This window comes from Streptococcus sp. 2021WUSS126, assembly GCF_044427255.1.
GTDB classification, from domain to species: domain Bacteria; phylum Bacillota; class Bacilli; order Lactobacillales; family Streptococcaceae; genus Streptococcus; species Streptococcus hashimotonensis.
On sequence record NZ_JAOTGI010000010.1, the window covers coordinates 12,311 to 26,666 of the forward strand.

Annotated in this window: 14 protein-coding genes and 1 riboswitch; of the genes, 8 read left to right on the plus strand and 6 right to left on the minus strand. The window is 40.1% G+C overall.

What is annotated here, in order from left to right; all coding sequences use genetic code 11:
- Window position 1 precedes the first annotated feature (1 nt).
- From ODU39_RS05510 to ODU39_RS05525, 4 genes are all read right to left on the minus strand, one after another.
- Window positions 2-484 (minus strand): aminoacyl-tRNA deacylase, encoded by a 483-nt coding sequence (locus ODU39_RS05510; RefSeq protein ID WP_029180347.1) that lies wholly within the window; start codon window positions 482-484, stop codon window positions 2-4.
- On the minus strand, window positions 484-1,326 hold the full coding sequence (locus tag ODU39_RS05515; RefSeq protein WP_024410120.1) for a DUF368 domain-containing protein: 843 nt from the start codon (window positions 1,324-1,326) through the stop codon (window positions 484-486). Before ODU39_RS05515 ends, ODU39_RS05510 begins: the two co-directional genes overlap by 1 nt.
- 102 nt (window positions 1,327-1,428) lie before the next feature.
- Entirely contained in the window at window positions 1,429-1,977 is a 549-nt protein-coding gene (gene thiT, locus ODU39_RS05520; RefSeq protein WP_398579806.1) for an energy-coupled thiamine transporter ThiT, read from the minus strand.
- Window positions 1,978-2,035: 58 nt separating this feature from the next.
- Window positions 2,036-2,131: riboswitch (TPP riboswitch) on the minus strand.
- A gap of 23 nt (window positions 2,132-2,154) precedes the next feature.
- Window positions 2,155-3,009: a glycoside hydrolase family 25 protein gene (locus ODU39_RS05525; RefSeq protein ID WP_024384638.1), complete on the minus strand. Its 855-nt coding sequence runs from the start codon at window positions 3,007-3,009 to the stop codon at window positions 2,155-2,157.
- Window positions 3,010-3,178: 169 nt separating this feature from the next.
- Here ODU39_RS05525 and ODU39_RS05530 point away from each other — a divergent pair, with 169 nt between their 5' ends.
- From ODU39_RS05530 to tpiA, 8 genes are all read left to right on the plus strand, one after another.
- On the plus strand, window positions 3,179-3,625 hold the full coding sequence (locus ODU39_RS05530; RefSeq protein WP_238140255.1) for a hypothetical protein: 447 nt from the start codon (window positions 3,179-3,181) through the stop codon (window positions 3,623-3,625).
- On the plus strand, window positions 3,622-3,987 hold the full coding sequence (locus tag ODU39_RS05535) for a DUF4430 domain-containing protein (RefSeq protein WP_398579807.1): 366 nt from the start codon (window positions 3,622-3,624) through the stop codon (window positions 3,985-3,987). The genes ODU39_RS05530 and ODU39_RS05535 overlap by 4 nt, the downstream gene beginning before the upstream one ends.
- Before the next feature lie 136 nt (window positions 3,988-4,123).
- Complete coding sequence (gene ftsW, locus ODU39_RS05540) at window positions 4,124-5,338, plus strand: cell division peptidoglycan polymerase FtsW (RefSeq protein WP_011922075.1); 1,215 nt, start codon at window positions 4,124-4,126, stop codon at window positions 5,336-5,338.
- A 20-nt stretch (window positions 5,339-5,358) separates the two neighbouring features.
- Window positions 5,359-8,055, plus strand: coding sequence for a phosphoenolpyruvate carboxylase (gene ppc, locus ODU39_RS05545; protein WP_398579808.1), 2,697 nt, complete (start codon window positions 5,359-5,361; stop codon window positions 8,053-8,055).
- 105 nt (window positions 8,056-8,160) lie between these two features.
- Window positions 8,161-8,664: an RNA polymerase sigma factor gene (locus ODU39_RS05550; protein ID WP_105121858.1), complete on the plus strand. Its 504-nt coding sequence runs from the start codon at window positions 8,161-8,163 to the stop codon at window positions 8,662-8,664.
- On the plus strand, window positions 8,645-9,616 hold the full coding sequence (locus ODU39_RS05555; RefSeq protein ID WP_161941042.1) for an anti-sigma factor: 972 nt from the start codon (window positions 8,645-8,647) through the stop codon (window positions 9,614-9,616). The genes ODU39_RS05550 and ODU39_RS05555 overlap by 20 nt, the downstream gene beginning before the upstream one ends.
- 355 nt (window positions 9,617-9,971) lie before the next feature.
- Entirely contained in the window at window positions 9,972-11,168 is a 1,197-nt protein-coding gene (gene tuf / locus ODU39_RS05560; protein ID WP_012775011.1) for an elongation factor Tu, read from the plus strand.
- A gap of 174 nt (window positions 11,169-11,342) precedes the next feature.
- Window positions 11,343-12,095, plus strand: coding sequence for a triose-phosphate isomerase (tpiA, locus tag ODU39_RS05565; protein WP_004298713.1), 753 nt, complete (start codon window positions 11,343-11,345; stop codon window positions 12,093-12,095).
- 53 nt (window positions 12,096-12,148) lie between these two features.
- Here tpiA and yidA read toward each other — a convergent pair whose 3' ends face one another.
- On the minus strand, window positions 12,149-12,958 hold the full coding sequence (gene yidA, locus ODU39_RS05570) for a sugar-phosphatase (RefSeq protein ID WP_024377408.1): 810 nt from the start codon (window positions 12,956-12,958) through the stop codon (window positions 12,149-12,151).
- Window positions 12,948-14,261 (minus strand): HD domain-containing protein, encoded by a 1,314-nt coding sequence (locus tag ODU39_RS05575; RefSeq protein WP_002936179.1) that lies wholly within the window; start codon window positions 14,259-14,261, stop codon window positions 12,948-12,950. The genes yidA and ODU39_RS05575 overlap by 11 nt, the downstream gene beginning before the upstream one ends.
- Between the last annotated feature and the right edge of the window lie 95 nt (window positions 14,262-14,356).

Consider the following 14,356-nt stretch of genomic DNA (forward strand, 5'->3'; position numbering starts at 1 on the left):
TCTAGTCCCTCCCTTCAATCAAATCGGCAAAGTCAGCTTTTACAAAATCAGCTAAAACCTGGCTATCAATTTTAATCGACCGACCAATTTCACCAGCAGAGACAATCAAGTGACCGAGTTCAAGGGCAGATTGATCAATGTAGATTGGGAAATTATGCTTCTGACGAATGCCCACAGGATTGTTGGCACCGTGGACGTAGCCAGTTGTCTTTTCCAAGTCCTTTTGCGGAATCATGCTCACTTTTTTATTGCCAGAGATCTTGGCTAATTTTTTCTCAGACAGGTGTTCTGTGATTGGGACAATGCCGATAATTGGTCCAGTTTTATCTCCAGTTAATGCCAGTGTTTTGTAAATTTCGTGTTCTTCAATTCCTGGTGGAAGTTGACCTTCGAAAGCATTTAAAACAAGGCTATCATGATCGATCTTAGCCTTGTCTAATATTTGGTCCACCAAGGTTTTCTTTATTTTAACCTTTTTTGCCATTATTTATATTTTTCCTCAAGTTTACTCATCCAAAGCCCTAACCATGCACCTAGTATAAATAGGACAATAGCAGCAATCCATGTAACAAAGTTCGCTCCGGCATAGGAAATTGACTCTTTATTACTTGCTTGTGGAATCAGAATCAAAAGAGTGGATGATGAGACGATACCAATAATAAAGTGATAAACACGTGAATGGTATACTTTCAGAGCGTGGTCCATTGCTTTTGAAAAGGCCACCATTGCAAGAACGCCACCGATTGCGATTGGTAGGAAGGTACCGAATAGATCAAGTGATTTGAAACCATTTAGCATTGGCGTGTAAATGCCCAAAATCAATAGTAAGTTTGAAGGGCTGAGTCCAGGAACAAGTACCCCTAAAGCAATCAAGGCACCTGCCAAGACAAAACTTGCAAAGTTTGCTGGAAGCGTTCCTACAAGATCGCTTAAATTGTAAAGTAGGAGACCAGAAATGATGAATGTCCCAATCAACCAAGCCAAATCAATGCTATCTCGTTTGCTCTTTTGAGTTGATTCTTTAAGCAGGCTAGGAATAGTTCCCACGATTGCTCCCGCAAAGGCCCACAAAACTGGGACTTGGAAATGTTGCAATAAATATTCAACAGGGAAAGAGAAGAGTGCGATTCCCAAAATTCCACCGATTCCTACAGGAACAAAATAAAGAAAGTTTTCCTTGAAATCTTTTCGAATATTTGCTAAAAATCCAATTAGTCGCTCATAAATTCCGAGGATAGCAGCGAGTACTCCCCCAGAGACACCAGGTAAGATAAAGCCGAGTGCGATAATCATACCTTTAATAATTCTTGAAATCCAAGAAGCCATAATTTCCTCCAAAATGTATTATAACGCTCCTATTATAGCATAAAGCAAGTAAAAATAATTAAAAAGACTGCCTGTTAGATAAAATCCAGCAGGCAGTTTTGGTTAAAGATTGTAAAAACCTGGTCTTGCTCTATAGAGTAAAATGAGCAGAATAGAGGCAATTGCAGTGGAAGGAAGAATATAGCTGATATTGTAGGTAAAGGAATAGAACCAGACAGGCATACCATCTGGAGCGTAGTCTGCGTAGAAAATAATTCCTGATAAGAAGGTGGCTATCAATCGGATGCTTCCTCCTAGAAAACTAGCCAGAGTAATGATGAGAGTAGCATTTTTTAGATTTTTTTGTTTGGATAGGGTGGGGGCCACTAAACCTGCTAAACCAATTCCGGCGTAAGAAAGTGCATAGTCAAGAAAAACTTGAAAAACGTTTAGGAAGTAGCCACCGTAGAAAAGTTGAATGGTTCCGACAATACCACCAGTAAGAACCCCAACCCCTAGTCCGTGGCGTAGAGCAAGTAGTAAGATTGGAAGCATGACTAAAGACACGGATCCACCTTGGGGCATTGTAAAGAGCGGGATTTTGTCAAAGACGAGGGCAATTGCAGAAAAGATAGCGACTTCGGCTAGGATGGATAATTTTGATGCGGACATAAAAAGACTCCTTTGTAGATGGTCAACAAAGGAGTGTTTATAGCAGATTATAGTATCATTCTATAAGGCACACAATTCCTACGCTAGTTTTAACTAGATCAGGTTCGAGGATTTCGCAGTTGCGATCTCAGCCGAAGCACTCCTTTGTGTATATGTAATTAGTAAAATAGTATCATTTTATTCGGGTGTTGTAAATAGTTTCTGATAAACTTCGTTAGGATCTTTGAGTGTAGTAATGAGGTTTAAATCCAAATGGTGTTCAAATCCGTTGACATACCCACGTGATGTGTATTGGTGGAGATCGTAATCCAAATCAGTATTTGGAGCGGCATTGTAGTAGCCAGAATCATCACCATATGTAGGAATCCAGACTGCATCGAATTTATCCACATTGATGCTGTGGTCTTCCATGAAATAGGTTCCAACGTAAATTCCAATGTTTTTAGCACCGAGAGTTTCTAACTCTTTTCGAAAAGCCTCCACTCCAGCATTCATATCATCCATGGTATATTCTTCAACGTCTAACCAATAGAAGGTCGGCTTGTATTTATTGGCGGCTTTATAAAAGCTTCGAGCTTCCTCCTGCATGCTCTCAATACTATTTCCTGTGACATAGGCATAGACAGCAACAGGGATATTTCTTGCTTGGAATTCTTTAATATGGGTATCAAAGGATTTATCTAACCCGTTTTTATCAGTCGCTGTATTTTCGTTTTTAGTGTGTGATCCACTTTGAATACGAACGATTGCGCCAGAAATGTTTTTGCTAAGGGTATCGTAGTCGATTTCAGACGGTCTCTGCCAAGCAGAAACGTCGACGATAGGTTTCATTTCGAGCGCATTTGCAATGTAATAACTTGAGCTAGAATTTGTTGTTTTAGAACTTGTACTGGTGTTTGATTGTGTGACTGCGGGTTCGTTAGCTACCTCCGTCTTATTTACAGTATTTCCAGTCACCCCAGTGATGAAAATAAGAGCAAAGAAGGATAGGAAAAAACCAACAACAATCATCGGATTTAGTTTCTTTCTCATCTCCTCAATTCTACCGTAAAATCATGAAAAAATCAAAAAAATACGATTCAAGAAATAGTAAAAGATTATCTGAACTTGACATAATAAAGGGAATAAGGTAGGCTAAATTGGTATGCATGACAAAAGTGAAAAAGTAAGACGTGTTAGTCAGCTAGTTGTTCTGTCCTCTTTGACGATTGTTTTAAGGGTGGTTTTTGGTCCATTTCCCAATATAAAGCCTCTTACGGCTATTTTCCTCATTGTTCTGTCCTATTTCAGTTTGCTGGAGAGCTGGACATTGATGATACTAGCGATGGTAGGGAGTGGCTTGCTTTTTGGATTTGGAACAGTTGTTTTGTGGCAAGTTCTTAGTTTTGCTTTCATCCAATTTATATGGTGGTTGGCAATTGGTCCTTCTATCAAAAAAGAGAGCATTCCCTTGTGGCTACAGAGTCTTCTGGCGGGGATTCTTGTCTTTTTGTATGGGCTAACGATAAGTTTTTTATCTGCTACACAGTTTGGGATTTCCCCTATCGTCTTCTGGCTTAATGGTCTAGTCTTTGATAGTTTACACGCTGCTTCAACAGTTTTGTTTTATCCAATTATTGATTATATTTTTAGGAGATTTTATAAATGAAAAAAATTAGTCTTATGTTGACGGTTGTCTTCTCGCTCTTCTTGGCTGCTTGTACAAACACTACTGAGAAACAGAGCAACTCGGCTATCGAAGTCACTTTGCAGATTACAACCAAGGACAAAGAGAATCGTCAGGAAGTTACTGCGGAAGAAGGTGATAGTGTCATGGATGTGCTTAAAGAACATCATGACATTGTAGAAGACAATGGTTTGATAACAGAAATTGATGGTGTTAGCCAAGATGCGAGTACCAATACATACTGGATGTATAAAGTTAATGGCCAAATGGCTGATAAAGGGGCGAAAGACCTTACAGTTGCGAATGGGGATGAAATTGAATTTTATCTTGGAACATTTGAATAGATATGAAAGGCTTCGGCCTTTTTCTTGTTGACAAAAGTTAGTTCCGAATGTTTGCAGAGCAACTTAGAAAGTGATAAGTATTTTTATACAAAGTATGCTATAATAAGAGCTATACTCGAAGAAGGTTGGATAAGCAATGAAGATTGACAAACGCCAGTTGTTGAATTACTCCATACTGATTCCCTATCTCATCTTATCGGTGATTGGGTTGGTCATGGTCTATTCGACAACCAGTGCTACGCAAATTATTAATGGTGGAAATCCATTTAGAACAGTGATTAACCAGGCAGGATTCTGGATTGTCAGCTTGGTAGCAATCTATACGATTTATCGTATGAAATTAAGTTTTTTACGCAAGAAAGCCGTTATCTATTCGGTTATTTTGGTAGAAGTATTTCTGTTAGCTATTTCTCGGTTGTTTCCTCCGATTAACGGGGCTCATGGCTGGATTCCTCTACCGATCGCAGGAACCTTGCAACCGGCAGAATATTTGAAATTAATTATCATTTGGTATCTGGCACATGAGTTTGCAAAACAACAGGCGGATATTCGGACTTATGACTATGTATCGTTGATTAAAGGAAGTTGGATTCCGAAAGAGTTTACAGATTGGCGGGTGGTCAGTCTGCTCCTCCTTGGTCTAGTTGCGACACTGCCAGACTTGGGGAATGCGACGATTATTGTGCTGATTATGGTTGTGATGATTAGTGTGAGTGGGATTGCCTATCGCTGGTTTTCAACAGCGGTTTTGGGAATTGTGGCCGCCTCAACAGTTATTCTAGGAACGATTCGTATTTTGGGTGTAGAAACGGTGGAAAAAATTCCGCTCTTTGGTTATATTGCTCGTCGTTTTGCAGCCTATTTTGATCCATTTGGTAATGCCACCAACTCAGGTCTTCAATTGACTCATTCTTACTATGCGATGAGTAACGGTGGATGGCTTGGACGTGGCTTGGGAAATTCGATTGAGAAAAAGGGGTATCTACCAGAGGCCCACACCGACTTTGCGTTTTCGATTGTCATTGAAGAACTCGGTTTTGTCGGAGCTAGTTTAATTCTAGCCTTATTGTTCTTTTTGATTATTCGAATTATTATTGTAGGCGTCCGTGCTCGTAGTCCATTTAATGCGATGATGGCACTTGGAATGGCAGGTATGCTTCTGATTCAAACATTTGTCAATATCGGAGGAATTTCAGGAATTATTCCTGCAACGGGGGTAACTTTCCCCTTCTTGTCACAGGGGGGATCGAGTCTTTTGATTATTTCCATCGGGATAGGGTTTGTTCTGAATATTGATGCTAGTGAAAAACGTCGATTAATTGAAGAAGAAATAGAGCGTACGCTAATTTAGAGATAGGAAAGAGGTAGGAGATGGCTATTCAAAAATTAGAAAACTATAACAACAAGGAAGCAATCCGTGAAGAAGTAACGATTCTAACATCTATTTTGGAAGAAGTAGCAGCCCAAATGATGCCTGCAGAGACTTTTGCTAAAATTGTAGAATTATCTCAATTGTCTCGTCAGGATGATTATCAGGCATTGATTGCTATTATCAGTCAGTTGAATAATGATGAACTAGCAGTTATTTCTCGATACTTTGCTGTTTTGCCACTTTTGATTAATATATCAGAAGATGTTGACTTGGCCTATGAAATCAATCACCAAAACAATATTGATCAAGATTATCTTGGTAAGATTTCAACAACAATTGATATGGTTTCCAAACAAGAAAATGCAACTGAAATCCTTGAAAAGTTGAATGTTGTTCCAGTCTTGACAGCCCATCCTACTCAGGTTCAACGTCAGTCTATGCTTGATTTAACCAAGCATATTCATGAGTTGCTTCGTCGTTATCGCGATGTAAAATTGGGCTTGCTCAATAAAAACAAATGGGAAGATGAGCTCCGTTGTTACATTGAAATTATCATGCAGACGGATATGATTCGTGAGAAGAAGTTGAAAGTAACCAACGAAATCACAAACGTTATGGAGTATTACAATTCTTCCTTTATTAAGGCTGTCACTAAGTTGCAGCGGGAATACAAACGTTTGGCTGCTGAGAAAGGAATCGCCTTAAATAACCCTCGTCCAATTACAATGGGTATGTGGATTGGGGGAGACCGTGATGGAAATCCATTTGTTACTGCAGAGACCTTGAAGCTGTCAGCCTTGACTCAGTGTGAAGTCATTATGAATTATTACGATGAGCAACTCTATAAACTCTATCGGAATTTTTCGCTCTCAACTTCCATTGTGAATGTATCTACAGCGGTTAAGATGCTGGCGGATTTATCTGAAGATAGTTCTGTCTATCGTGAAAATGAGCCCTATCGTCGTGCTTTTCACTATATTCAGATGAAACTTGCAAATACAAGAGATTATCTAGTTCACAATAAGCCGTCAGATGTTCGCTATAGTAATGTAGCCGAGTTTAAAGCTGATTTATTAGCCATCAAACAATCTTTGATTGAAAATAAATCTATGGCGCTATTGAAAGGTGATTTTACAGAATTACTTGAAGCGGTTGAAGCGTTTGGTTTCTACCTAGCTAGTATCGATATGCGCCAAGACTCTTCTATTCATGAAGCAAGTGTTGCGGAACTATTGGCTTCTGCCCGTATCGTAGAAGACTACTCCAGTTTATCTGAGGAAGCTAAATGCCATGTTCTTTTGAAACAGTTGGAAACTGATCCACGCATTCTTTCTGCAACGCACATGCCAAAGTCAGAACAATTAGAAAAAGAATTGGCTATCTTTGCTGCTGCGCGTGAATTGAAAGATAAGCTAGGTGAGGAAATCATCAAGCAACACATTATTTCACACTCGGAGAGTGTTTCTGATTTGCTGGAATTAGCTGTCCTATTAAAAGAAGTTGGTCTAGTAGATGTCGATAAGGCCCGTGTTCAGATTGTTCCACTTTTTGAGACAATCGAGGACTTAGATAATGCACCTGATACCATGCGTCAATATCTGCAATTAGATTTAGCGAAACGTTGGATTGCAGGCAATAAATACTACCAAGAAATCATGCTTGGCTACTCAGATTCCAACAAGGATGGTGGCTACCTATCCTCCGGCTGGACACTCTACAAAGCACAGAATGAATTGACGCAAATTGGTCAAGACTACGGAGTAAACATCACCTTCTTCCACGGTCGTGGAGGTACTGTTGGTCGTGGTGGTGGTCCTTCCTACGATGCGATTACATCTCAGCCATTTGGTTCCATCAAGGACCGGCTTCGTTTGACAGAACAAGGCGAAGTGATAGGCAATAAATACGGTAACAAAGACGCAGCCTACTATAATTTAGAAATGCTGGTATCTGCAACGCTTGACCGTATGGTCACACAAATGATTACCGATCCAAATGAAATCGATGGCTATCGCGAAACCATGGATGAAATTGTATCAGATAGCTATCGTATTTATAGAGATCTTGTGTTCAACAATCCACATTTTTATGATTATTTCTTTGCCGCTAGTCCAATTCGTGAAGTATCAAGTCTGAACATTGGCTCACGTCCAGCGGCTCGAAAAACCATCACAGAAATCGGTGGTTTGCGTGCGATTCCATGGGTATTCTCCTGGTCACAAAACCGTGTCATGTTGCCAGGTTGGTATGGAGTTGGTTCAAGTTTCAAACGCTTTATTGATAAGCACCCTGATAATTTGTCTAAGTTACAAAAAATGTACGAATCTTGGCCATTCTTCCGCTCACTTCTATCAAACGTGGATATGGTATTGTCTAAATCCAATATGAATATCGCATTTGAATATGCTAAAATGTGTGAAAGCGAAGAGGTACGAAATATCTTCCATGTCATTTTAGATGAATGGCAGTTGACCAAAGAAATCATTTTATCAATCGAGCAAAATGATGAGCTTTTAGCAGAACTACCGTTTCTAAAAGCTAGTCTTGATTATCGCATGCCTTATTTCAATGTGCTCAACTATATTCAGATTGAATTAATTCATCGTCTTCGTCGTGGAGAATTGAGCAAAGAACAAGAGAATCTCATTCATATTACCATCAATGGTGTGGCGACAGGTTTGCGCAACTCAGGTTAATACCACTACAAAACAACTTCTTCGGAGGTTGTTTTTTTATGTATAATAATATCAGAAAGGTGTAACCAATCGTCAATTCATTCGTTTTATCAGTGAAAGGAGGAGATGAGTATCAAACTGGATCAATATGAAAAAGAAATTATTGGTATTGCTGAGGAGATTTCCTACTATCTGCAAAAATCAGGAGCCAGCCCAGCTGACAGTCAGGATATTGCCCAAGATGTTCTAGTCAAATTGCTTGAATCTGATATTGTCCTTCCTTTCGAAAAACTAAGAGCTTGGCTTTACCGTTCTGCAGTCCGGGCTTACATTGACAAATACAGGAGAGACAAGCGCTACCATGAAATTTTACAAAAGGAGTTTTTTAGACCTGAAAATTTTTTGATCTATGACCAAGAGGGGCATGATGAGCTCTATCAAGCGGTGGAAGGTTTGCCCAGTAAGTACCAGCAGGTGATTGACCTCTATTATTTCCAAGATATGAGTATCAAGGAGATTGCGCATATTTTAGGTGCTGGTCAAAGTTGGGTGAAAATCAGCCTTTACCGAGGACGCAAACAGTTAAGGAAAGCATTAGAAGAGAGAGGAGATGAATATGAAGACTTTTGAAGAGGTAACGAAAAGGAGTAAGCGGAAGAATTTATGGAAGACAATAGGGCTATCATCGCTCATCGGCTTCATCTTAATGCTTATTGGCATTCAAACAGTAAAAATCCTCGTCGGTGCACGAGAAGGGCGTGAGAATTGGAAACAAATTATTTTAATGGAAATCTCTTATCCAAATATAAAACATGACGGTATTAAAATCCAAAGCACGAGTTATGTATCTGGGAAACTTTACTGCAATTTATATAAGGATCTAGCTGGTGTTCCTATGGCTTTTGGTCAGCACGAAATTTACTATGACCTGTTTGATCGTCACTATGATTTTGCTCAGCATATACCTGGGAATACCTTCAAATATCTATATGATTTCACAACCAATACCAAGGTACCTGTTTTTTACAATAGAAAAAAGTCCGTTTGGAGTGTTCAAGACATTGCCAATGAATTGCATTATCTTAAAGACATGAGTGGGCAGCTAGTAGAAGTGGCTATTTCCTTTGATAAGAAGTACAGTTTGGCAGAAATCAAGCAAATGATTCCTAGCAATCTCAAGAAAAATTGGTATTGGATAGGGACAGAAGGGAAGCAGAGTACCCATTACTATCGTCCAGAGCAGCTTTTGGGATTAGATCCAGAGGATATTCAACTGGTCTTTTCGGATATGCCTGGAGACTATATGTCAGGTATGGACTATATGAAAGAGTTCTTAGAATCGGGAGATCAGAAACGAGCGCAGTATTTGGACATACCTGTGGATGACTTGCAAGCCTTTGTTGATAAGTTTGGTAACACCGACTTTACCAAACAAGAAGAGATTGATCAGTTGGAGTTCGCAGGCATTATCTTAACAGGGAAAGCAGAAGACTTTGCTCAATTGGAAGGCAAGGACTGGATTTATTCTTCTAGTATTGGAGCGTCCATTCCTATTCAGCCTTATTATCAACTGCATCATTAAGTGAAAATAGTCAATATATTTTCAATACTTATAGCAAGAGTCTTGCCAGGGAGTCGTAGGATGACTGAACGGAGAAAGGTCTGTTGCAGTAGTCTCGTATTTGTGGCACCTTGTAGCTATGGTAACATCAATATCCCTATGGAAGTGAGGTATTTTTAGTTGAGTAATAGGTTAAAATGGGATGATAAAAAAGGTTATGAGCGAAGCTAATAGCCCTTGCAGAAAATGGATAAAATAAAAAACGATAGAAAATGCTTGCAATTCTGCTACAATTTGATAGAATAGTAAGGTAAAGTTAGACTGTATTGCCTACTGTCTATCTATAAAATATATTTTATTGGAGGCTTTTACCAAAATGGCAAAAGAAAAATACGATCGTAGTAAACCACACGTTAACATTGGTACAATTGGACACGTTGACCACGGTAAAACTACTTTGACAGCAGCTATCACAACTGTATTGGCACGTCGCTTGCCTTCATCAGTTAACCAACCTAAAGACTATGCGTCTATCGATGCTGCTCCAGAAGAGCGCGAGCGCGGTATCACTATCAACACTGCACACGTTGAGTACGAAACTGAAAAACGTCACTATGCTCACATCGACGCTCCAGGACACGCGGACTACGTTAAAAACATGATCACTGGTGCTGCTCAGATGGACGGTGCGATCCTTGTAGTAGCTTCAACTGACGGTCCAATGCCACAAACTCGTGAGCACATCCTTCTTTCACGTCAGGTTGGTGTTAAACACCTTATCGTCTTCATGAACAAAGTTGACTTGGTTGACGATGAAGAATTGCTTGAGTTGGTTGAAATGGAAATCCGTGACCTTCTTTCAGAATACGATTTCCCAGGTGATGATCTTCCAGTTATCCAAGGTTCAGCTCTTAAAGCTCTTGAAGGTGACTCTAAGTACGAAGACATCGTTATGGAATTGATGAACACAGTTGATGAGTACATTCCAGAACCAGAACGCGACACTGACAAACCATTGTTGCTTCCAGTCGAGGACGTATTCTCAATCACTGGTCGTGGTACTGTAGCTTCAGGACGTATCGACCGTGGTACTGTTCGTGTCAACGACGAAATCGAAATCGTTGGTCTTCAAGAAGAAAAATCTAAAGCAGTTGTTACTGGTGTTGAAATGTTCCGTAAACAACTTGACGAAGGTCTTGCCGGCGATAACGTTGGTGTGCTTCTTCGTGGTGTACAACGTGATGAAATCGAACGTGGTCAAGTTATCTCTAAACCAGGTTCTATCAACCCACACACTAAATTCAAAGGTGAAGTTTACATCCTTACTAAAGAAGAAGGTGGACGTCACACTCCATTCTTCGACAACTACCGTCCACAGTTCTACTTCCGTACAACTGACGTAACTGGTTCAATCAAATTGCCAGAAGGTACTGAAATGGTAATGCCTGGTGATAACGTTACTATCGACGTTGAATTGATCCACCCAATCGCCGTTGAACAAGGTACTACTTTCTCTATCCGTGAAGGTGGACGTACTGTTGGTTCAGGTATGGTTACAGAAATCGAAGCTTAATTCGATTGAGTTCCCAGAAATAACAATTATAGTCAGACAACTTAATTGTAACTCTCTACTTTCGGGTAGAGAGTTTTTCTGTAAGTATTCATAAAATGCACAGAAATTCTTTAATCTTAGCTAAGTTTATGCTATAATGTACCTTGTACAATAAATATAGAAGAGGTAAGTGAAATGTCACGTAAACCAATCATTGCCGGTAACTGGAAAATGAACAAAAATCCTCAAGAAGCACAAGCTTTCGTTGAGGCAATTGCAGGAAAATTGCCTGCAGGCGACAAAATTGAAGCAGCTATCGCAGCTCCAGCTGTAGATTTGAACGCCCTCTTGTGGTTCGCTAAAGATTCTGAATTGAAAGTTGCTGCTCAAAACTGCTACTTTGAAGATGCTGGTGCCTTCACTGGCGAAACATCTCCAAAAGTATTGGCTGAAATGGGTGTTAACTATGTTGTTATCGGTCACTCAGAGCGTCGTGATTACTTCCACGAAACTGATGAAGATATTAATAAAAAAGCTCATGCAATCTTCCGTAACGGTTTGACTCCAATCATCTGTTGTGGTGAGTCACTTGAAACTTACGAAGCTGGTAAAGCAGTAGAATTTGTAGGTGCACAAGTTTCTGCAGCTTTGAAAGACTTGACTGCTGAACAAGTAGCATCACTTGTTATTGCTTATGAGCCAATCTGGGCAATCGGTACTGGTAAATCAGCTACTAAAGATGATGCACAAAACATGTGTAAAGCTGTTCGTGACGTTGTTGCTGCTGATTTCGGTCAAGAAGTTGCAGACAAGGTTCGCGTTCAATACGGTGGTTCTGTAAACCCATCAAACGTTGCTGAATACATGGCATGTCCAGACGTTGACGGTGCGCTTGTTGGTGGTGCATCACTTGAAGCAGAAAGCTTCTTGGCTTTGTTGAACTTCTAATAGCAAAAAGCATCGGATTTTGAATCCGATGCTTTTTTTGCTATTTTAAGAGGCTATTTCAGTACCCATTCTCTCAGAGCGTGGGCTACACCGCTCTCATCATTTGACTTCGTAATGTATTTGGCGATTTTCTTCAGTTCAGGATTTCCGTTTTCCATGACAACAGGATTACCAACAACTTCCAACATTGGACGGTCATTTTCTTGGTCACCGATGGCCATAGTTTGATCCATTGTTAGTCCAAGCTTCTCAGCCAGATGAATGATAGCTTGTCCCTTGTTAACAGTTTTAGGGGTGATTTCCAAATAAAATGGTGCTGATTTTGCTACGTTGTACTTTTCAGTCAAGCTGGTCGGTAGAAGTGGAATAGCAGCATCAAGAATTTCTGGCTCATCAACCATCATTGTTTTGATGATTTCCTTGTCAGCCATTTCTTCCGGAGTGCGATAGAAAATGGGTGCACTTACTAGTGTTGATTCGTAAATGGTGTATTTACCGATGTTACGGTTGGCAGTATAGATACCTTCCTTGGTGCTGGCATGCATTGGGAGCTTGAGTTTACGGGCAGCAGATTCGATGTCGAGATAATCCTCATAAGTCAAGGTATCTTTGACAATATCCTCACCAGTTGCTGCATCTTGGACTAAGCCACCGTTAAAAGTGATGACGTAGTCACCTGCTTCTGTAAGATTGAGTTCTTCTAAAATTGCTTGAACACCGGAAATGGGGCGACCAGTAGCAATAACAATTTTAACGCCTGCTTTTTTTGCTTCTTGGATTGCTGAATGTACTTCAGCTGTAATTTGGTGTTGACTATTTAGTAGTGTACCATCAATATCGATGGCGACAAGTTTAATGCTCATTTGATTCTCCAATTATAAAATGATCGTTATGTATATGGCTGTTAAAATCAGCTATTTGAGGTGCGAAAATCCCTGTTTCTTCTAACATTTCTTTTGGGAAATAGAAACGGCTATCGCCGTGGATTGTGCCTGATAGGGAGTGAACAATTGGTGATAGAGAGGATAGTTCTACCAAGGTTTCATCTTTGCGATAAATCTCAATTTGAGTCCGTTTCTTTTCTGCATTCGGACGGTAAATGTCATACGGCAAATCGAAGTTGTGGTGAATAGCAGTATAGTATTCTGGGTCAAAACCGACATCTGCGACCAGGCTACGCAGGCGGTCCAAAGCTTCCTCTTCTTCGGCCTTGAAAGTGATGGATTTGAGCACTTTCCTATTGATATAGCGCTGGGCTAAGTCAGATAAAATACGATCTGGTCCATCTATCCATGATTGAAAGTAAGTATTCATAACTCCATCATCCAGACTGAGGTAGTCGGTTAGACGGATACGATGCTCAAAAAAAGGTAATAGCCGAGGTGAAGTTCGTGCAAAAAACTCCTGTTCACTAGTATATAGTAGTTTGGCACGATTGAGTAAATTCTGCAATAGGACTTCCATAGAGCGGCTTGCTGGATGAAAATAGACTTGCATGTACATCTGGTAGCGGCTGAGAACGTAGTCTTCTACTGCATGCATACCAGATTCTTTAAAGGCAATTCCATTTTCTGTCGGGCGAATGACACGTAATATCCTAGTTAGGTCAAATTCACCATAGTTCGCTCCTGTGAAGTAGGAATCTCGTAATAGATAATCCATTCGGTCAACATCAATCTGGCTCGAAATGAGTTGAACGACCTGTTTATTTGGATAGGTGTGTTTGATAACACTAGCAACCTTGTCTGGAAACTCAGGCGAAACTTGTTTCAACAGAGCATTGATTTCCGTTTCTGGACTAGTAATAATAGCACAGGTCATTTCCTCATGGTCTGTATCAAATAGACGCTCGAAGGTATGAGAATAGGCTCCGTGTCCGACATCATGGAGTAGCGCAGCAACCATGGTCAGTAGGGACTCATTTGTATCCCAGATTTGTGGATACTTGTCTTCAAATTTTTGAGTAATCCGTCTGGCGATTTCGTAGGCGCCAAGGCAGTGCGAAAAGCGGCTATGCTCGCCACCATGGAAGGTATAGGAAGTAGTCCCTAGTTGCTTGATGCGGCGTAGTCGCTGAAATTCTTTTGTATTGATAAGTTTATAAATCAGCTCATGATCAACATGTACATAGTTATGAACTGGATCGCGAAATACTTTTTCTATCATAGTTTTATTATAACAAAAAAGGGAGATAAATTCCTGATTTTTCTAAAATACAAGGATATTGCTATGTATCCAAAGGAATCTTTTGGTATAATGGA

Excerpts from the sequence above, each read along its gene's own strand:
- ODU39_RS05510 (WP_029180347.1), bottom strand. The coding sequence starts at position 484 with ATGGCAAAAAAGGTTAAAATAAAGAAAACCTTGGTGGACCAAATATTA.
- ODU39_RS05515 (WP_024410120.1), bottom strand. The coding sequence starts at position 1,326 with ATGGCTTCTTGGATTTCAAGAATTATTAAAGGTATGATTATCGCACTC.
- thiT (WP_398579806.1), bottom strand. The coding sequence starts at position 1,977 with ATGTCCGCATCAAAATTATCCATCCTAGCCGAAGTCGCTATCTTTTCT.
- ODU39_RS05525 (WP_024384638.1), bottom strand. The coding sequence starts at position 3,009 with ATGAGAAAGAAACTAAATCCGATGATTGTTGTTGGTTTTTTCCTATCC.
- ODU39_RS05535 (WP_398579807.1), top strand. The coding sequence starts at position 3,622 with ATGAAAAAAATTAGTCTTATGTTGACGGTTGTCTTCTCGCTCTTCTTG.
- ftsW (WP_011922075.1), top strand. The coding sequence starts at position 4,124 with ATGAAGATTGACAAACGCCAGTTGTTGAATTACTCCATACTGATTCCC.
- ppc (WP_398579808.1), top strand. The coding sequence starts at position 5,359 with ATGGCTATTCAAAAATTAGAAAACTATAACAACAAGGAAGCAATCCGT.
- ODU39_RS05550 (WP_105121858.1), top strand. The coding sequence starts at position 8,161 with ATGAGTATCAAACTGGATCAATATGAAAAAGAAATTATTGGTATTGCT.
- ODU39_RS05555 (WP_161941042.1), top strand. The coding sequence starts at position 8,645 with ATGAATATGAAGACTTTTGAAGAGGTAACGAAAAGGAGTAAGCGGAAG.
- tuf (WP_012775011.1), top strand. The coding sequence starts at position 9,972 with ATGGCAAAAGAAAAATACGATCGTAGTAAACCACACGTTAACATTGGT.
- tpiA (WP_004298713.1), top strand. The coding sequence starts at position 11,343 with ATGTCACGTAAACCAATCATTGCCGGTAACTGGAAAATGAACAAAAAT.
- yidA (WP_024377408.1), bottom strand. The coding sequence starts at position 12,958 with ATGAGCATTAAACTTGTCGCCATCGATATTGATGGTACACTACTAAAT.
- ODU39_RS05575 (WP_002936179.1), bottom strand. The coding sequence starts at position 14,261 with ATGATAGAAAAAGTATTTCGCGATCCAGTTCATAACTATGTACATGTT.